The organism is Vicinamibacterales bacterium, from assembly GCA_036496585.1.
Taxonomy (GTDB): domain Bacteria; phylum Acidobacteriota; class Vicinamibacteria; order Vicinamibacterales; family 2-12-FULL-66-21; genus JAICSD01.
Map to the genome: position 1 here is coordinate 16929 of DASXLB010000022.1, position 16622 is coordinate 33550.

A 16622-nucleotide genomic window follows, 5' to 3' on the forward strand; every position below is an offset into this window, starting at 1 on the left:
GTCATGGGTGAAGCTCCCGTCGCCACGACCGTCACGACTCCCGTTACGCAGGCCGCCGCGGAGCCAATCGTGGTGTTCGACAAGGTGTGGCTCGCGTTCGACGAGAAGGTGATCCTGCGCGACGTGAGCTTCACGTTGCAGACCGGCTACACCAAGATCGTCCTCGGCGCGAGCGGCGCGGGAAAATCGACGATTCTGCGCCTGACGCTGGGACTGCTCAAGCCCGACGCCGGGCGAATCCTCGTCAACGGCGAGGAAATCGAGCATTTCAGCGAAGAGCAGTTGATGGCGGTCCGCGCCGATCTCGGCATGGTGTTCCAGGAAGGGGCATTGTTCGATTCGCTCACCGTCCGCGAGAACGTGGCCTACAAGCTGACCGAGGAGCTGAACTGGCCGGCGGCGCGGTCCGATGAGCGGGTCGACGAGGTGCTGGGATTCATCGGCCTGTCGGAATTCGCCGATCGCATGCCGTCGGAACTCTCCGGGGGGCAGCGCCGCCGCGTCGCGATCGCCCGCGCGCTGGCGGCCAGGCCGAAGATCCTGCTCTACGACGAGCCGACGACCGGCCTCGACCCGATCACCTCGCTGACCGTGGACGAGGAGATCGTGAAGCTGCGCGACGTCGAGGGGGTCAGCTCGATGCTGGTGACCCACCAGTTGCGCGACGCCTTCTTCGTCGCCGAGCACACCGCCGTGCGCGAAGAGGCCGGCCTGCGCTACGAACGCGCCAGCGGCGGCAAGGCGCACCAGGCGCATTTCATCATGCTCAAGGACGGGCGGGTCCACTTCGAAGGGCACGCCGACGAACTGCGCGCCGCGGCGCGCGCCGACGAGTACATCCGCGCCTTTCTCGCGTAAGGAACAAGACATGCCAAGGACACGATCGCTGGCCTGGTCGGAACTGAAGATCGGCATCATGGCGGTGGCGGCGCTGGCGCTCACCGCGATGCTGGTCATCGCGGTCGGCGGTGCCAGCGGCTTCACCTGGGAGCGTTACGGCCTGAAGACGAATTTTCAGGACGTGCAGGGGCTGAAGAGCGGCGCCATCGTCCGCATCGCCGGCGTCGAGGTCGGCAAGGTGACCAAGGTGGAGTTGAAAGGCGACGGCGTCGAGGTCGGGCTGTCGATCAAGAAGGAAAACCAGTCGCGGGTGACGTCCGGCTCGCGCGCGTCGATCGGCTCGATCAGCCTGCTGGGCGAGCCGCTGATCGACGTCTCGGCGGCGCCGGGCGGCACCCCGCTGAAGGAAGGGGACACGATCCAGTCGGTGAAGCCGCCGGTGCAGTTCAGTGACGTCGCCGCAAGCGCCAACGAGGGCATCACCGCCGCGACGGGGCTGCTCAAGGACATCCGCGGAGGCAAGGGCACCGTCGGCAAGCTGGTCACCGACGACGAGCTCTATCACGATCTGACCGCGCTCGCCGACTCGATCAACCAGGTCACCGCGTCGATCAACAAGGGCAAGGGGACGCTCGGAAAGCTGACCAACGATCCGCACGCCTACGACGAGCTGAACGCATCGCTGGCCAACCTGCGGCAGATGACGGATCGGATCAATGCCGGCGAGGGTTCCCTCGGGAAGCTGCTGAAGGACGATGCGCTCGCCAAGTCGTTGAGCGCGGCGAGCGCGAATTTCGAGCAGGCGAGCGGCCGGATGAACCGCGGCGACAACACCTTCGGCAAGCTGCTGACCGAAAAGGAACTGTACGATCGCTTGAACGGCAGCGTGAACCGTCTCGATCAGACGTTGAAGAACCTGAACGACGGGCAGGGAACTGCCGGCCAGCTCCTGCACAACAAGGAGATGTATGACAATATGAACGCAGCCGCGAACGAACTGAAAGGGTTGATCGCGGACATCCGCAGGGATCCGAAAAAGTACTTGAACGTCAAGGTGAGCATCTTCTAAAAAGCGGCGCGGCGAGGCGCGGCAGGCCCCAGGCCGGGTGGAGGCAGACAATGGCGAATAACGACAGCGGCGCGGGAACGGTGGTCGTGGCGTTCGTGCTCGGGGCGATCGCCGGCGCGGCCGTGGCGCTGCTGATGGCGCCGTCGACCGGCGAGGAAACGCGCCGCCGGCTCGTGGAGAAGGCGCGCGAAGGGCGCGATAAGGCGAACGAGGCGGCGCGTCAGGGAAAAGATCTGTGGAACCGCCAGCGTGACACGCTCGCCGGCGCCCTCGAACGTGGCCGCGAGGCCTACCAGCAGGCGCGAAACGCCCCGCCGCCGGGCACGCCCGGGGAGGAGATGTGAACGACTGGAGCCTCCTGTTTCTCGGCGTCATCGCCGTGGCGACGCTCGTGATGGCGGTGGTGCAGATCGGCGCCGTCATGGCGCTGGCGCGCGTCGCCGGCCAGGTGCGCGACGTGACCGCCATGCTGCAGCAGGACATCCGCCCGCTTCTGGTGCGCGCCGCGTCGATCGCCGACGAGGCCCACAGGACCGCCGTGCTGGCGACGGCACAGGCGCAGAAGATCGACCGTCTGATGACCGATCTGACGCGGCGGGTGGACGAGACCTCGCTCGTCATCCAGCAGGCCATTGTCACTCCGGCGCGTGAAGGCCTCGCGCTCTTCAGCGCCCTCAAGGCGGGGCTTGGCGCACTGCGCGGGATGCGCGATTTCCGGGGTCGGCCCGGCACGGTCGAAGACGAGGACGCGCTGTTTATCGGGTAGCCGGCCGATCTGGTAGACTTCGGGCCTTTCCAGCTCTACTGAGGAGGACTCCCGATGGTTCGCTCGATGGCCGTCCTGGTTGCCCTTGTCCTCGCGGCGCCGGCAGTTGCGCGCGCACAGGACGCGAAGTCGCCCGAGCTCGCGAAGCAGCTCGCGCAGCTGCTCGACGAGAAAAAGCTCGACGCCATCGCGGCCGCCGATCCCCAGGCGCCCGGCGCGTTCGCCGCCGCCCTCTACTATCCAGGCACCGAACTGCTCGTCGTGTCCGCCAAGTACGCCGCGCCGTCGATCCTCAATGACGAGCTCGCCAAGAAGGACTATCACGAGGTGTACGTCAACCTCAGCTCGGCGTCCGTGGCGGGGAGCAAGACGTTCGTCATGGACATGCTGGCCGACGGCCTCGTGGCGAAGCCGAAGGGGGACACGCCGGCCGACAGCGTCGAGCGCCATGCCGGCACCATCTCGTTCGACGGCGAGCCGAAGAAGGCGAAGATGTCGGAGGCGGATTACGCCAAGGCGTTCGGCGAGGCCGACGCGGCCTACTCGCAGGTCCTGCAGCTGTTGATCGCGAAGCTGAAATCGGGGACCTAGGCGCCGGTATATAATTGAAGGTCTCACCCGGAATTGGGCGCTTGGCTCAGCGGTAGAGCATCGCCTTCACACGGCGGGGGTCGCTGGTTCGATTCCAGCAGCGCCCACCAATTCACGCGTAAGAGAATCAATCGTTTGCGAGAAGGCGCCGGGTGTGAAACGGCGCCTTTTGTTTTTGCTCGGTGGTGCACCAGTCGTGCAGCCGGAAGCCCCCGTTGCTGGTTCTTCGGTTCCCTCGCGAAACTCGTGGAAGCCCGCTCGCCGCTACTGTCGTGTCACATCGAAGGAACCGTTCGCCGTCACGCTCCCACAGCCCGGCATGTAGGGACCGGTCATTTCGCTCGGAGTGAGGTTCGCCTGCACGCAATTCGAATGGGCTGTCAGAGAATCCGTGAGAGTCAGAGCGACCGTCGACCCGCTGACGCTGCCTTGGACGGTCCCGGCGCTCACCGTGAAGCCGTAGGTTCCGCTCACGGAGCTTCCCGCTTGCGTCAGGCGTAGCTGAATCGCGCAGGAGTCCGATCGGGATGGAGCGCACGTGTATCCCGCCCACGTTCCTGAGACGTTGACACTATCGGGCGCGGTCGACTCCTTGCAGCCTGCGATGATCAGACAAGCAAGCGAAAACGCAATGCCAGCGATTCGAATTCGCATCGGCGGAACACGAGGTGAGGGTATCGTTTGGGCACTCGCTTGTAGTGCGCCGTCGCTCTCACGATCGCTCGCGGAGGTTGGACAGCGCCAATCCGAATCGGCGATTCATGGCGCGTGGCGACGTCGCGGTGGCTTGGCCGTGCGAGCGGGCTTGGCTTCGACAGCGTTGCGCCACGCGAGCGTCAGCGCTTCTCCGAGCATCTCTTCGTCCAGACTCTTCAAGCGCGTCGATGTGGCGCCCCGTTCGCCCCACGCGCCCTTCACAGGGGCGAACGCCTCGGGGTAGTCACGACTGAAGGCTCGCTGCTGATCTGGAGTGAGCTTGACCATCCCCCAGGCGCGGTCGGGGTAACCGAGCGTGGCGAAGACGCGGCCGGCGACGCGAAAGTCCGGATGATGATGGTGCGCGTGCTCCTCGACGTCCTTCAGCGCCAGCGCGATGCGACGAAATCCGGCGGGGGTCATGGCGCGGATATTCGCTCGGCATCGTGTGGCTGTCAACCGTCCCGGTGAACACTCCGCCGGGCGGCTGCGAAATCGAATCGGCGACATCCTCGGTCTCGACCCGCGTCTCGCGTGGTGGAACGACGGCATCGTGCTTGCGGCAGCGGCCTCAGAGGTGTCCGGATGCGGAAGTTATTTCTCCAGAGTGTCTGTTTTCTCGCTCTTTTCTGGGTGGTCGGGGTCACACGCGTGGCGGCCGATGAAGTGACGGTGACCAGCGGTCAGGCAGTCGCGCAGATGAGCGGCGGTTCATTTACGTTCACCGGCGACGGCTTCTCGCTCACGGCTGGCCCGAACGGCGTTGCCGGAGAGATCTTCCAGTGCGAGCCGTGTGCGCCTGCGGACCGGATTCAGTTCAATCTCAGCAGCACCAGCGGCGGCCATTTCTCCAGCGGTTTCCCCGGCGAGTTCAACGGGGTCGCGTATCCGTCGACCAACCTCTTCGGGCAGCTGAACTTCACCAGCCCTATGGAATTCACGAGCGCGACGGCGCTGCACACGATCAGCGCGCCGTTCACGTTGAGCGGCGAGATCGAGGGCCTGCCGCCGGGCAGCGGCAGCGGGGGGACGCCAATTTTCATTGCCTCGCTGAGCGGCAGCGGCATCGCGACCGCGCACTTCACGCCGGTCGGGGGCGGCCTGTTCGACGCGCACGACATCACCTACGACTTCACGTCCCCGGACGTCTCGGCGACGCCCGAGCCGGCCTCCCTGCTGCTGCTCGGCACCGGAGCGCTCAGCCTCCTCGCCCGTCGGCGGCGGATCTAGAGCGATCCGGCGCTCACGCCTGACACGAACCGGGAAAGGGAGGCATACATATGTTTGTCCGCACGAAGATCGTAGCTGCGGCTGCGATCGTGTCGGCTGCGCTGCCTGTGCTGGCCGGCGCCGACCCGATTACGCTCAGTTCCTCCCGTTTCGCGATCAGCGACGCCCACGCCAGCGATACGACCGGCCAGACTGGCTCGTCCAGCAGCCCGGAGGACAGCGACGCGATGCACGCGCTGGCGGATGCGACGCTGCCGGCCAGTCATGCGGAGGGGACCGCCGATCTCGTCACCAACCTCGTCGACCCACATCATTTGTCAGGAGAGGGGATGGCCTCGGCGGTTGCCAGTGGCCCCGACTCGCAGGCCTTCGCTGATGGCTTGACGGGCTTCAACCTCCTGGTCACCTTGTCCGTCGCGCAGGTCTACGACTTCAACGCCAGCTTCGATGGGAGTGGGCGTGGAGTGACATGGTTGGACTCGGGCTCCGCCGTCAGCGCGCCCAACACATCGCTGTTCGGCGACCGAAACCCGTTCGCGCCGAACATCTCACACTCCGGTGTCCTGCAGCCCGGGACTTACGGCTTTGACATCCTCGGCGACGCCCAGGCCGTGTCGTCGCCATTCGGCCCGATGTTCGCGTCAGTCGGCTTCAACTTCACGCTGGATTTCTCGGACCCCGGCAGCCCTTCGCCGACGCCGGAGCCCGCGAGCGCCGTGCTCCTCATGACCGCCATCGGCGCGCTCGGCTGGCGGCGGCTACTCTTTGCCCGTTAGAACAAAGGCCCGGCAGCCTGCCCATTCGCTGCAAGGTCGACAGCGTCGGCGGCCTGGAGAGCAAGCCGCTGACGATTATCGAGACGACGTCGCTCGCCGGGTGCGAGCGGGCCATAGGTAGCCTGCGTTCCGATGTCGAGGTGATGGTCGAGCTCGCCGCCTCAAGCTCCACGCGCCCCCGCACGAGGAACTCTGGACGAGAAAAGTGTGGCGGAGAGCAGCGAGTCAGGAGAAACGGCGAGGAACGCGATAAAATCGGCTCGTGGGTCGATCCGCATCCGTTGCGCCCGCGCGCCGCCATGAAAGCATCTGCCCGTCGCTCTGAGCGCCGCGGCGCCGATCGGCCCTTGGTCGGCGATACGAAGCCGTGTCGAGAATGCACCACCGGCGTGCTGGAGTTTACCGAGCGCTATCGGCTTTCGCGAGAGAGGAGAGCGCGAACTCAGGCGGTCCCGGCGTGGGTGTGCGACCAGTGCCCGCTTGTCGTCGTGGTCCGGGCCCAGCACCAGCTGGCGGAGATTCGGTCAGCCGCGCGCGAGGCTCGGGCTACGAAAGCCGCCACCGATAAGAGTCAGATTCGTTTGAGGTAAGGCCCGCCGGACGCGGACGCCATTGAGACCGCGGCGGCCTTATTCGCCCCATTGGCGAGTGTGGCGGGCCGACAAGCCGCGGCCCGCTCTATTTCCCGGTCCTGTGCTTGGCCCAGCGCGCCTTCTGAGCGTCCGAGATTCGCTTGCGCGCCTCTGCGCTCATCTTCCGGCGGCGGCGCCGTTTCTTGGGCGTGGCGGCCGGCGCGGCCGCGTGGGGTGCCGGCGCCGCGGCGCCGGGTGTTCGAGCGCCGCGCCGCAGGCCGGGGAATGTGGCGTGAATCGCGGCGATCTCACGTTGTAGTTCGACCAGCCGTTGCTCTGCGCCAAGTCGCGCCCACTGCCGGATATCGTTTGTTGCTTTCTTCGCCATGTCCTCTTCGTTCCCGCCAGACAACGCTGCTGACGAACCCTGCGAGTATAGGACAAAGATACCAGCTCCAACAACGAAGAACGCTGAACCGCGGTGCAAAGCGCCTCGGGGCCTTCTGGCCTACAGCCGCGGCAGATTGCCGTTGCTGTCGCGCGCGCGAGGATCGGCCCCGTACTCGAGCAGCAGCGCGACGATGGCCTGCTGCTCGGCGCGGGTGCCTTTCGTGCCGCTGGCTCCGGTCGAATGCGTGACGATGTGGAGAGACGTCGTGCGCTGTCTCCCGTGCGTGGCATCGACGCACGCGCCGCGCTCCAGCAGGGCGCGCACCGCCGGCACGCTGCGCGCGCGTACCGCGCGGTGCAGCGGCGCCGTCCCCGATCTGTCTTTCTGTTCGATGATCGATCCGGCATCGACGAGGAGACGGATCACAGCCGTCTGGGCCGCGGCGTTCGGCGCGGTGTCCGCGGCAGGCCGCGCGTCGCAGGCATAGTGCAGCGCGGTCGCACCACGCCGGTTCCGGGCGTTGGGGTCCGCCCCGGCTTCGACCAGCGCCGTGACGACGAACGGCCGGAGCGCAGCCGCCGCCAGGTGCAGGACGGTATCTCCCCGATAGACCTGGTGGTGAACGTCCTCGTGGAAACGCTCGCGGGCGGCAGACAGCAATGCGACGTCCGGCGTCGCTCGTATCAGGCGCACCGCCCCGGCATCGTCAGCCACGATCGCGTCGATGAGCTCGTCGAAACGCGACGATTCGGGAGAGGCCGTCAGCGTCAGTACCCCTTCGTCGTGATCCAGAAGCTCTCTTCCCACGATCCGCCGGGGGCAATCGTCTGCAGTTCCTGGTAGACGCCGCGATGCGCCAGATTGAGCGCGTTGGTGATCGCGGCCATCGGCTCGAACGCCATGAAGCCTTTCGTCGTCGGAGCCGGCGCTCCCTCGGCGGGCGGCACCGCCGGAGGCGCGACCTTCACACCCTGAGCAGGGTCGACGGGAAAGGGACCCGACGAAGCGGGCGAGGTTGCCGGGCCTCCCGCGCCACCGCGTCCGGGTCCTCCCGGAGGACCGCCGGCGCGCCCTTGTCCTGCGCCGCGGCCGGCGCCGGACGGAAGAGGGGTCGACCACGCCAGCACCGTGCGGTATTTCGGTCCAAGCGTCACGTCGAGCTCCTTGCCGGCGGACATCAGCTTCATCGTCGCGCGGCCGTTCGCGTCGCGCACGAGATCCGTGAACACGTCGTCGATGAGCGCGTACTTCTTGAGCTGGATATTGGTGCGATCCGATCCGAAGAAGTTCTCGATCGGCTGCGTCTCGCCCGTCGGCAGCCGCTGCGGTATCTCGATCCAATGGGTCTTCGCGTCGAGCGACGCGGTCCAGTCGTCGCGGTTACCGTCGGGCATCTCGAAGATCGGGTGGAAGCCAATAGCCACGGGCATCGGCTCGCTGCTCAGGTTCTCGAGCTTCGTCCGCACTTCGAGCACGCCGTTCGACACCCGGTAGGTCATGGTGATCGTGTGAGCAAACGGAAACTGCTTGATGAAAGCCGGAATCTTGTAGAAGTCCAGCCGGCAGGTGACCCACGCCGCGTCGCGGTCGGCTTTGGCTTCGACCAGCTGCCACGCTTTCACGCCGTTGACGTACCCGGTTTGCGGAATCGGCCCGCGGACGTTCCCCAGTTCGAGGTCAAAGTTGTATTTCTTGTCGTTGGCGTAGAAGGCGGTCTCGTCGAGACGATTCGCAAACGGCGCCAGGATCGGCACGCCGTTGAGCCCGGGGCGGTTCTCGAAGTCGGCGAGCGTGGCGGAGGCTCGAACGAGGTCCTTGCCCTTCACCTGGACCTTCCAGGCATTGCTCATGCTCCACACGACGGAGACGTTCATCTGCGCGCCGCTGTCGGCCAGCTCGACGACGTCGCCGTTCTGCTGCGCCGAATAGCGCTGCGCGGCCGCCGGTGCGGCCGATGCGGCGACGATCGCTGCCGCCAGCACGAAGTGCATCAATCTCAACACGCTCATGACGACTCTCCGCTCCAGGAGTGGGCCGCTCTTGCTGTGACGCGCCGATTATGCCACGCACGAGCGCGGTGTGGATTACATTGGGTTCATGCAGCTACACGCCGCGCGCCTGTGCCTCGACTGCCAGGAAGTGCATTCGGAGACCCGGTGCCCGGTCTGCGCATCGGAGACGTTTGCGCCGCTCAGTCGCTGGATCCCGGCCGAGGAGCGGCGAACACGCGCCCGCGCGGACTCGGCCGAGAGCGTCGACGCCCTGCGGCGGCTGATCGCACCCGCGCCGCGCCAGGCTCGATCGAAATGGCCGACGCGAGCCGCGCTCGTGCTGGCGACGGTCGGAGTCGGAAGCTGGCTGTGGCGTCGAGTCCCCGACGGCCGCGGCGGCGAGGGAGAGCGCGAGACGGGCAATCGATCGACGACGAAGTGAGGGTTCGCGCGATCAGCGCTCGCCCTGGCGTCGATCGGCGCGCGTCTTCCCGCGGCGATCGCGGCGTCCCTGCCGTCGTTCCGTGCTGTCGCTCTCGGCCGGCATCACCGGCCATTGATGGAGGCACGTCCGGCAGCGCCAGTACAGCATCACCGTCTGCCGCTCGACGGCCGACGAAACCGCGATCTCGAGGCCATGGCAACGCTGGCAGCCGGCCGGAACGATCAGCCTAAGGGGAGGCGAGCCTGCCGCCGGGACTGGACGAGCGGGCGAAATACGGGCGAGTTCAGCGCGTTCTGCAGGCATGATGTCGCTCCCCCCCATCATAGCGGGCAATCGCCAATCCAGTCGAGGTCGCGGTAAGTCGTTGAAAGAACATGGGCGACGCGGTTGGACACCGGCAGCGGGACGTTCAGGAAAGGGACGAGGAGGTTGTCCCTCTCATTTACGTCCTGCTGCCGGCGGGTACTCCGCGCCGACGTGGAGTCGACCGCCCGTGCGCGACCTGGAGACAGAGGTCGGACTGGGAACGGGCGTGTTCGGCTTTCGTGGCGCGGAGGTCTCGGCGCGTCTCCCGAGCGAGACGCAAAGGGCGATCGTGGCAGACGTCAACGGCACCGGCGAACTCATCAGCGATGATACACGCCGCCTGTGGCGAGTCTGTGAAACGTGGAAGAGGAGGTGCGTTCGCGGCCGATCGGACGCGCGCCCTACTTGTCTTTGTCGTTGCGCTGGAACACGGCGGTCGCTTCGGGCGTGTTCTGGTTCATGCCTTCGAGCTTGCCCTTCATGACCAGACGGCCTGCCTCATCGAGATTCCAGACGCGAATCAGCTTGCTGCGGGTGGCCGAGAACTCCTGGCGAAGCTTGTCCTTGTCCCAATGGCATTTCGCCGTCACGGCCACGTCCGACATCTGGACCTTCTGCCCCTTGTCGTTCAGGTCGCAGGTCTGCTGGCCGCGTTCGTCGGTGATCGAGAAGGTCTCGGCGGTCGCGGCAATCGTGATCCGCGGCGCGATCTGCCGGAGCTGCATCATCACGCCGCGCTCGGCGAGTTCGGCCGGCGTGAGGTCGTCGTTCGAGGAGGGCGTATCGCCGCCGCCACCGCCGCCGCGCCCGCCGCGCTGAAGAGGACTCGCGGAGATGGCGAACGCGGCGCCGCCGCGCCTGCCCCCGTTGCCGCGCGCCGGCGCGAACGCAGGGCTGAGCGCGAGGTCGATCGTCCACGCGCCGGACATCTGCTTGGCCACGTCTGCGACGGACGTCTTCTGACCCGCCATCGGCGCCGCGGCCGCGACGATCAGCGCTCCCGCCACGGCAAATCTGACAACCATGTGCATCGTTCCCCCGGTTACTGTTTCAGCCAGATATTGCGGAACGAGACCTTGCCCGTCCCGTACTGCTCGATCTGGAGCGCGATCACGCCTGCCGCTTTGCGCGCGGCCGTATCGTCGTCTACTACGACGGCCATCAACTGACCGTTGACGATGTGGGTGAGCGTGGAGCCGCGGGCGATGATGTGGATCTGGTTCCAGTCCCCCTGCCGCAGCACGGTGCGCAGGGCATCCCGATCTCCGATGGCGCCGAGCACCCGTGGACGCAGTCCCGGCTCCATGCGCACGACGTGACCCCGCCAGCCGATCTGCGTCTCGGCGCGGGTCGTGTCCTGGACGTTGCCGTCGTTGTCGAGCGGGTAGTCGAAATCGAGTCCGTAGCCCATCACGTTCCAGCGCGGATCCGCCGGCACGGCGGGCGGGGCCTGCTGCGGCCGGGCGGCCGCGGCTGGATTGCGCGGCGGGGCAATCGCGCGAGGGGGCGCCGGGCCGACCTTGCCCCGATAGAACACGCCGCTGTGGATGTCCTGGCCGGCCTTGATCTCCAGCGTCAGTTCGAAATCGGCCGGCTCGCCGCCGCGCCAGACGATGAACGTGCTACCGACGCGGCGTTCGGCCGTGCTCTCGGCGGTGATCGCGCCGTCCTCCACCTTCCACACGGCGGGATTGCCGTCCCAGCCGGTCAGCGTCGTGCCATCGAAGATCGACGTCCATCCGACGTGATTGCCGTCGTCGCGCGCCTCGGGGGGATAGCCGCAGCCGGGGCACGGACTGACGAGGCCTGGTCCGGGTGCCTGCGCGAGGGCCAGGGCGAGCACGGCGTAGACGGCGATGAGATAACGCATGCGATGGACCTATCTCCGCTTGTCGGGCAGCCGCCGCTGTTGAGCCCCGTCGTAGATGTGATCCTTCGGATCGATTTGACGCATGGGATGCTGGCGCGCGCGCTCCTCCTGCGCCTGGGCGGCGATGCCGGGGACGCGCGAGATGATGAACAGGGCGTTGGCGATCTCGGGCGGGATCCCGATGTCGCCGCACACCGCCGCGATCGCACCGTCGATGTTGATCGGCAGCGCGCGATCGTCCGGAAGCCCGGCCATCACCAGCTCCACGGCTCGGATCATCTGGATGTGCGTCCCCTCAATCTCGAGCTCGAGCGCCATCTGGAACAATCGCGCGGCGCGCGGGTCGCGGGTGTGGAAGCGGTGGCCGAAGCCCGGCATCGGCTCGCCGGCGTTCTCGCAGCGGGTGACGATCTCGGTGGCCGCCTCGTGATAACTGGCGCCCTTGCGCACGCGTTCCAGCCCCTGGTCGAGGAACTGCATGCACGGCTCGATGTCGCCGCCATGGTGACGCCCGAAGCCGAGAATGCCGGCCGCGACGCAGGCGCGCAGCGGCGCGCCGGTGGTCGCCGTGTTTCGCGCGGCCAGCGTCGACGGTGGCGTCACGCCGTGATCGATGAAGGAGACCAGCACGGCTTCCATCAGGCTGCCGATGCCGGGCGATGGCACTTCTCCCATCAGCAGCGTGTAGATCGCTTCGCCGAACGTCAGCCGCCCCATGATCTCGTCGACCGGGTAGCCGCGGAGGAGGATCTTGTTGGGCTCGATGCAGGTGAGCGCCGTCCGCCACTGCTCGCTGCCGCCGGCTCCGCGCGTGTGGTCGCGGCTCACAGCGTTCCGTAGAGGCGATCGCCGAAGTCGCCGAGCCCCGGCACGATGTACTTGTGGTCGTTCAACTGCCGGTCGATCGCCGGCGTATAGATGCGGACGCCCGGATGATGGCGCTGCACCAGATCGACGCCTTCCGGTGCGGCGACGATGCAGATCATGCGGATGTCGCGCGCGCCGGCGCTGGTCAGGTGATCGAGCGCCGCCACCGCGCTGCCGCCGGTCGCCAGCATCGGGTCGATCATCAGCACGACGCTGTTCTGGAGGCCGCGCGGCAGTTTCGAATAGTACTGCGACGCGATGGCGGTGCTCTCGTCGCGCTGCAGCCCGATGTGGCCGACCCGCGCCGAGGGGATGAGCTCGAGCACCGCGTCGAGCATCCCGAGGCCGGCGCGCAGCACCGGAACCACCACGACGTCAGCGGTGACGCGTCGCCCGTCGGCCGGCGCCAGCGGCGTCTGCACGGTGACGGCGGTCGCCGGCAGGTCGCGCGTCGCCTCGGCGGCGAGGAGCAGGCTGATGCGCACCGCCATCCGCCGGAACAGCTCGGGCGGCGTGGCGTGGTCACGCAGCGTCACGAGCGCGTCCTGCACGAGCGGGTGCTCGATGAGGTGGACCGACACGCTCGCACTATACATCCACGTCCGCCCGCTCGTATAGAATCGGACACTCATGCTGAGCCGGTTGACACTCGTGGCCGCGATCGCCGCCCTCCTGGCGCAGGCGCCGCGCATACGGACCGTGTCGCTGGTGATCACCAACGGCACGGTGGTGACGGTCGACGCGGCGCGGCGCGTGATTCCGCGCGGCGCGGTCGCCATCGACGGCCGCGACATCGTCGCGGTCGACACGGCCGATCAGGTGGCCGCGAGCTATCGCGGCCGCGACACCATCGACGCCTCCGGCAGCGTCGTCATGCCGGGTCTGATCAACACGCACACCCACGCGCCGATGGTGCTGTTCCGCGGCCTGGCCGACGATCTGGCGTTGATGGACTGGCTGCAGAAGTACATCTTCCCGGCCGAGGCAAAAACCGTCTCGCCTGAGTTCGTCCGCGTGGGCACGCGGCTGGCGGCGCTCGAAATGATCGAGTCCGGCACGACGACCTACACCGACATGTATTATTTCGAGGACGAGATCGCGCGCGCCACCAAGGCGGCGGGTCTGCGCGGCGTGCTCGGCGAGACGATTATCCGGTTCCCGGTGGCCGACGCGAAGACGCCGGCCGACAGTCTGGCGCTGACGGAACGGTTCGCCCGCGAGTTCGCCGGCGACGACCTGATCACGCCGGCGGTCGCGCCGCACGCGATGTATACCCTCGACGCCGACACGCTCAAGGCGTGCCGCGCGCTGGCCGACCGCCTGCACATCCCCGTCATCATTCATCTCGCCGAGACGAGCGACGAGGTCAAGACCGCGCAGGACCAATACCACCTGACGCCGACGGCGTTTCTCGACTCGATCGGCTTCTGGGGGCCGCGCACGGTGGCGGCCCACGCGGTTCACGTGACGCCCGCCGACATCGAGATCCTGGCGGCGCGGCACGTCGGCGTGTCGCACAACCCCGAGAGCAACATGAAGCTCGCCAGCGGCACGGCGCCGGTGGAGGCGATGCGTCGGGCCGGGGTTGTCGTCGGGCTCGGCACCGACGGCGCCGCGAGCAACAACGACCTCGACATGTTCGAGGCCATGCGCCAGGCGGCGTTCCTGCAAAAGCTCGTCGACAACGACCCGCGTGCGATTCCGGCGCCGGTCGCGGTGGAGATGGCGACCATCGACGGCGCGCGCGTCCTCGGGATGGAGAAGACGATCGGCTCGCTCGAGTCCGGCAAGCGCGCCGACGTCATCGTCGTCTCGATGGCCGCGGCGCGGCAGACGCCGATGTACGACCCGGTGTCGCACCTGGTCTACGTGACGCGCGGCGACGACGTGCAGACGACGATCGTCAACGGCCGTGTGCTGATGCGCGACCGCAAGGTGCTGACGCTCGACGCGCGACAGGTGCTCGCCGATGCGCGCGCGATGGCCGACAAGGTCCGCGCCGCCGTCAGGTAAAACGTCCATGCCGACCACGACTACGCTGATCGCCCAAGCCGACATCCACGCGCGGATCCGCACCATGGCCGCCGAAATCGAGCGCGACTACCCGGGAGAGGATGGCATCCATCTCGTCGCCATCCTCAAGGGCGGCTTCATGTTCATGGCCGACCTGGTGCGGGCGATGAGCGAGCGCGTCACCATGGATTTCATGGCGGTGTCGAGCTACGGGAAGGGGACGACGTCTTCCGGCCAGGTGCGCGTGCTCAAGGATCTGGACAGCAACGTCGAAGGGCGGCACGTCATCCTCGTCGAAGACATTGTCGATACGGGGCTGACGCTGCACTACCTGCAGGACCTGCTGAAGGCGCGGGCGCCGCAGACGCTGAAGACAGCGTGTCTGCTGAGCAAGCCGTCGCGGCGCAAGGTGGAGGTCGCCGTCGACTACATCGGGTTCACGATCGACGATCATTTCGTGGTCGGCTACGGGCTGGACTACGCCGAGAAATACCGGAATCTCCCGTACATCGCGGTGCTGGAGCAGTGATCGGCCGGCGGCCACTGGCCGAACCGCGACTGGGGTGAGGACCGAGTGACGCGAGTGTTTCAGATCATCACCGAGGCGGACGCCAGGCAGATCGAACGCGGCGCGACCGTGGAACTTGCCAAGGGCGGGCACGTCACGCCGCTGGCGGCCGACACGCTGCGCGAGCGGCGCGTGACCGTGGTGCCGGCGGGCTCGGTCGATCCCTTCCTGCCGGCTGACCTGGCGCCGAAGGCGGACATCCGGCGCGTGGCGATCGCCGGCGATCACACGAGCGGCGCGCTGCGCAAGGCGATCGTCCAGCATCTGCGCGGCAAGGCGATCGAGGTCAACGATCTTGGCGTCGACGGCGTCGCGTCGGTTGATTATCCCGACACGGCGGCATCGGTCGCGAAGGCCGTCGCGCGGGGAGAAGCCGATGCCGGCATCGTCATCGACGGCGCAGGGATCGGGTCCGCGATTGCGGCGAACAAAGTCCGCGGCATCCGTGCCGCGATGGTGACCACCGAGACGGTTGCCCGATATTCCCGGGAGCACAACGGCACCAACGTCATGACCCTTGGGTCGACCTTCCTGCAACCCGACGAAGCGATCAGGCTGGTCGACGTCTGGCTGAGCACGCCCATGAAGGAACCGCGCTATATTCGTCGGCTGATGAAGATTCGGCGCCTCGAGGAGTCCTTCTGAAACGCGTCGGCTGTCGGACATCGGCCAACCGATGCCGGACGTCATGCTGAATCCGCAGGATCTGCAGCGGCTCGTCGAGATCATCACCGAGGAGGTGATGGGCGCGCAGCGCCGCGCGGCGGCGGCGCCGTCCCACTGTAGCTGCCACGCGGTCCTCTACGACTGCTGTCCGGACCAGCTGCGCGGCGTCATCGACGCCGGCGCGACGCGCATCGGGCTGCACGCGAGCGGCGGAGCCGCCGGCGGCGTCGCGTCGATGATCGACCACACGCTTCTGAAACCGGATGCGATGCGGAGCGACGTCGAGAAGCTGTGCCGCGAAGCGGCCGAGTTCCACTTCGCCACGGTCTGTATCAACCCGGCCTGGGTCAGGCTGGCGGCGCAGTTGCTGCGCGGCAGCGGGGTTGGCGTGTGCACGGTCGTCGGGTTTCCGCTCGGCGCCACCACGGCCGACGTCAAGCACTACGAAACCCGGCGCGCCATCTTCGACGGCGCCGCCGAAGTCGACATGGTGATCAACATCGGCGCGCTCAAGTCGGGCGACCTGCAGACCGTCGAGCGCGACATCGAGGCAGTCGTGCAGCCATGCCGCGAGGCCAGCGTGATCAGCAAGGTGATCATCGAGGCGGCGCTGCTGACCGACGACGAGAAGGTGGCCGCCTGCACGCTGTCGAAGGCGGCGGGGGCCGACTTCGTCAAGACGTCGACCGGCTTCGCCTCGGGCGGCGCGACGGCGCACGACGTCGCCCTGATGCGGCGCGTAGTCGGCGCCGAGATGGGGGTCAAGGCGGCCGGGGGCGTGCGCGACTACGAAGGCCTGAAGGCGATGGTGGCCGCCGGCGCGTCGCGCGTTGGGGCGAGCGCCGGTGTCAAGATCGTCCAGGAATCGACCGGCCAGAAGAGCGCGGCCGCCGCTCCCTCAGGCTACTGACGGATGGTCCGGCGGCCGCCGGCGACGGTTCGGCGCCGGGTGCAGCGGGCGGGCG

20 protein-coding genes and 1 tRNA gene are annotated in these 16622 nt (G+C 67.4%); 13 read left to right on the top strand and 8 right to left on the bottom strand.

All coding sequences use genetic code 11. The annotated features are described in order from the left end of the window. The first annotated feature begins 3 nt into the window (after positions 1 to 3). From VGI12_06840 to VGI12_06865, 6 genes are all read left to right on the top strand, one after another. Complete coding sequence (locus tag VGI12_06840) at positions 4 to 858, top strand: ATP-binding cassette domain-containing protein (protein HEY2432375.1); 855 nt, start codon at positions 4 to 6, stop codon at positions 856 to 858. A 10-nt stretch (positions 859 to 868) separates the two neighbouring features. Continuing rightward, positions 869 to 1909, top strand: a complete 1041-nt coding sequence (locus VGI12_06845; GenBank protein ID HEY2432376.1) for an MlaD family protein — start codon at positions 869 to 871, stop codon at positions 1907 to 1909. 50 nt (positions 1910 to 1959) lie between these two features. After that, a complete protein-coding gene (locus VGI12_06850) occupies positions 1960 to 2253 on the top strand; it encodes a YtxH domain-containing protein (protein HEY2432377.1) in 294 nt (97 codons plus the stop codon). Next, positions 2250 to 2675, top strand: a complete 426-nt coding sequence (locus VGI12_06855; GenBank protein ID HEY2432378.1) for a hypothetical protein — start codon at positions 2250 to 2252, stop codon at positions 2673 to 2675. The genes VGI12_06850 and VGI12_06855 overlap by 4 nt, the downstream gene beginning before the upstream one ends. 54 nt (positions 2676 to 2729) lie before the next feature. Further along, positions 2730 to 3266, top strand: a complete 537-nt coding sequence (locus VGI12_06860; GenBank protein HEY2432379.1) for a hypothetical protein — start codon at positions 2730 to 2732, stop codon at positions 3264 to 3266. A 35-nt stretch (positions 3267 to 3301) separates the two neighbouring features. Further along, a tRNA-Val gene (locus VGI12_06865) sits at positions 3302 to 3376 on the top strand. Positions 3377 to 4025: 649 nt separating this feature from the next. On the opposite strand, the gene VGI12_06870 is transcribed toward VGI12_06865, so the two are convergent. Continuing rightward, positions 4026 to 4385 carry an MmcQ/YjbR family DNA-binding protein gene (locus VGI12_06870; GenBank protein HEY2432380.1) on the bottom strand — a complete coding sequence of 120 codons (360 nt, stop codon included), beginning with the start codon at positions 4383 to 4385 and terminating at the stop codon, positions 4026 to 4028. 162 nt (positions 4386 to 4547) lie between these two features. Between VGI12_06870 and VGI12_06875 the strand changes: the two genes are divergently transcribed. Both VGI12_06875 and VGI12_06880 read left to right on the top strand, forming a co-directional pair. Next, the gene (locus tag VGI12_06875) at positions 4548 to 5192 is read left to right on the top strand and encodes a PEP-CTERM sorting domain-containing protein (GenBank protein ID HEY2432381.1); all 645 of its coding nucleotides are present in this window, start codon (positions 4548 to 4550) and stop codon (positions 5190 to 5192) included. Between the two features lie 50 nt (positions 5193 to 5242). Next, complete coding sequence (locus VGI12_06880; protein HEY2432382.1) at positions 5243 to 5968, top strand: PEP-CTERM sorting domain-containing protein; 726 nt, start codon at positions 5243 to 5245, stop codon at positions 5966 to 5968. A gap of 678 nt (positions 5969 to 6646) precedes the next feature. Here VGI12_06880 and VGI12_06885 read toward each other — a convergent pair. The 3 genes from VGI12_06885 to VGI12_06895 all read right to left on the bottom strand — a co-directional run bounded on the left by VGI12_06885 (position 6647) and on the right by VGI12_06895 (position 8940). Continuing rightward, positions 6647 to 6928: a hypothetical protein gene (locus VGI12_06885; GenBank protein ID HEY2432383.1), complete on the bottom strand. Its 282-nt coding sequence runs from the start codon at positions 6926 to 6928 to the stop codon at positions 6647 to 6649. Positions 6929 to 7048: 120 nt separating this feature from the next. Continuing rightward, positions 7049 to 7738, bottom strand: coding sequence for an ankyrin repeat domain-containing protein (locus VGI12_06890; protein HEY2432384.1), 690 nt, complete (start codon positions 7736 to 7738; stop codon positions 7049 to 7051). Then, the gene (locus VGI12_06895; protein HEY2432385.1) at positions 7699 to 8940 is read right to left on the bottom strand and encodes an aldose 1-epimerase; all 1242 of its coding nucleotides are present in this window, start codon (positions 8938 to 8940) and stop codon (positions 7699 to 7701) included. The genes VGI12_06890 and VGI12_06895 overlap by 40 nt, the downstream gene beginning before the upstream one ends. Before the next feature lie 88 nt (positions 8941 to 9028). Between VGI12_06895 and VGI12_06900 the strand changes: the two genes are divergently transcribed. After that, on the top strand, positions 9029 to 9364 hold the full coding sequence (locus VGI12_06900; GenBank protein ID HEY2432386.1) for a hypothetical protein: 336 nt from the start codon (positions 9029 to 9031) through the stop codon (positions 9362 to 9364). 710 nt (positions 9365 to 10074) lie between these two features. Here VGI12_06900 and VGI12_06905 read toward each other — a convergent pair. From VGI12_06905 to upp, 4 genes are read right to left on the bottom strand one after another with little or no spacing between them, the layout of a single operon-like run. Next, positions 10075 to 10698: a hypothetical protein gene (locus tag VGI12_06905; GenBank protein ID HEY2432387.1), complete on the bottom strand. Its 624-nt coding sequence runs from the start codon at positions 10696 to 10698 to the stop codon at positions 10075 to 10077. Positions 10699 to 10715: 17 nt separating this feature from the next. Beyond that, positions 10716 to 11543 carry a DUF1080 domain-containing protein gene (locus VGI12_06910; protein ID HEY2432388.1) on the bottom strand — a complete coding sequence of 276 codons (828 nt, stop codon included), beginning with the start codon at positions 11541 to 11543 and terminating at the stop codon, positions 10716 to 10718. 9 nt (positions 11544 to 11552) lie between these two features. Then, complete coding sequence (locus VGI12_06915; protein ID HEY2432389.1) at positions 11553 to 12371, bottom strand: citryl-CoA lyase; 819 nt, start codon at positions 12369 to 12371, stop codon at positions 11553 to 11555. Beyond that, a complete protein-coding gene (upp, locus tag VGI12_06920; protein ID HEY2432390.1) occupies positions 12368 to 12991 on the bottom strand; it encodes a uracil phosphoribosyltransferase in 624 nt (207 codons plus the stop codon). Before upp ends, VGI12_06915 begins: the two co-directional genes overlap by 4 nt. 49 nt (positions 12992 to 13040) lie before the next feature. Here upp and VGI12_06925 point away from each other — a divergent pair, with 49 nt between their 5' ends. The 4 genes from VGI12_06925 to deoC are packed head-to-tail and all read left to right on the top strand — an operon-like array spanning position 13041 to position 16567. Then, positions 13041 to 14423, top strand: a complete 1383-nt coding sequence (locus VGI12_06925; protein HEY2432391.1) for an amidohydrolase — start codon at positions 13041 to 13043, stop codon at positions 14421 to 14423. 7 nt (positions 14424 to 14430) lie between these two features. Continuing rightward, complete coding sequence (gene hpt, locus VGI12_06930) at positions 14431 to 14952, top strand: hypoxanthine phosphoribosyltransferase (GenBank protein ID HEY2432392.1); 522 nt, start codon at positions 14431 to 14433, stop codon at positions 14950 to 14952. Between the two features lie 45 nt (positions 14953 to 14997). Continuing rightward, positions 14998 to 15636 (top strand): RpiB/LacA/LacB family sugar-phosphate isomerase, encoded by a 639-nt coding sequence (locus tag VGI12_06935; protein HEY2432393.1) that lies wholly within the window; start codon positions 14998 to 15000, stop codon positions 15634 to 15636. Positions 15637 to 15667: 31 nt separating this feature from the next. Then, positions 15668 to 16567 carry a deoxyribose-phosphate aldolase gene (gene deoC, locus VGI12_06940; protein ID HEY2432394.1) on the top strand — a complete coding sequence of 300 codons (900 nt, stop codon included), beginning with the start codon at positions 15668 to 15670 and terminating at the stop codon, positions 16565 to 16567. Positions 16568 to 16622: the final 55 nt, after the last annotated feature.

Coding starts and splice junctions, on each gene's coding strand:
- VGI12_06840 (HEY2432375.1), top strand. CDS start 4: ATGGGTGAAGCTCCCGTCGCCACGACCGTCACGACTCCCGTTACGCAG.
- VGI12_06845 (HEY2432376.1), top strand. CDS start 869: ATGCCAAGGACACGATCGCTGGCCTGGTCGGAACTGAAGATCGGCATC.
- VGI12_06850 (HEY2432377.1), top strand. CDS start 1,960: ATGGCGAATAACGACAGCGGCGCGGGAACGGTGGTCGTGGCGTTCGTG.
- VGI12_06860 (HEY2432379.1), top strand. CDS start 2,730: ATGGTTCGCTCGATGGCCGTCCTGGTTGCCCTTGTCCTCGCGGCGCCG.
- VGI12_06870 (HEY2432380.1), bottom strand. CDS start 4,385: ATGACCCCCGCCGGATTTCGTCGCATCGCGCTGGCGCTGAAGGACGTC.
- VGI12_06875 (HEY2432381.1), top strand. CDS start 4,548: ATGCGGAAGTTATTTCTCCAGAGTGTCTGTTTTCTCGCTCTTTTCTGG.
- VGI12_06880 (HEY2432382.1), top strand. CDS start 5,243: ATGTTTGTCCGCACGAAGATCGTAGCTGCGGCTGCGATCGTGTCGGCT.
- VGI12_06885 (HEY2432383.1), bottom strand. CDS start 6,928: ATGGCGAAGAAAGCAACAAACGATATCCGGCAGTGGGCGCGACTTGGC.
- VGI12_06895 (HEY2432385.1), bottom strand. CDS start 8,940: ATGAGCGTGTTGAGATTGATGCACTTCGTGCTGGCGGCAGCGATCGTC.
- VGI12_06900 (HEY2432386.1), top strand. CDS start 9,029: ATGCAGCTACACGCCGCGCGCCTGTGCCTCGACTGCCAGGAAGTGCAT.
- VGI12_06905 (HEY2432387.1), bottom strand. CDS start 10,698: ATGGTTGTCAGATTTGCCGTGGCGGGAGCGCTGATCGTCGCGGCCGCG.
- VGI12_06910 (HEY2432388.1), bottom strand. CDS start 11,543: ATGCGTTATCTCATCGCCGTCTACGCCGTGCTCGCCCTGGCCCTCGCG.
- VGI12_06925 (HEY2432391.1), top strand. CDS start 13,041: ATGCTGAGCCGGTTGACACTCGTGGCCGCGATCGCCGCCCTCCTGGCG.
- hpt (HEY2432392.1), top strand. CDS start 14,431: ATGCCGACCACGACTACGCTGATCGCCCAAGCCGACATCCACGCGCGG.
- deoC (HEY2432394.1), top strand. CDS start 15,668: ATGCCGGACGTCATGCTGAATCCGCAGGATCTGCAGCGGCTCGTCGAG.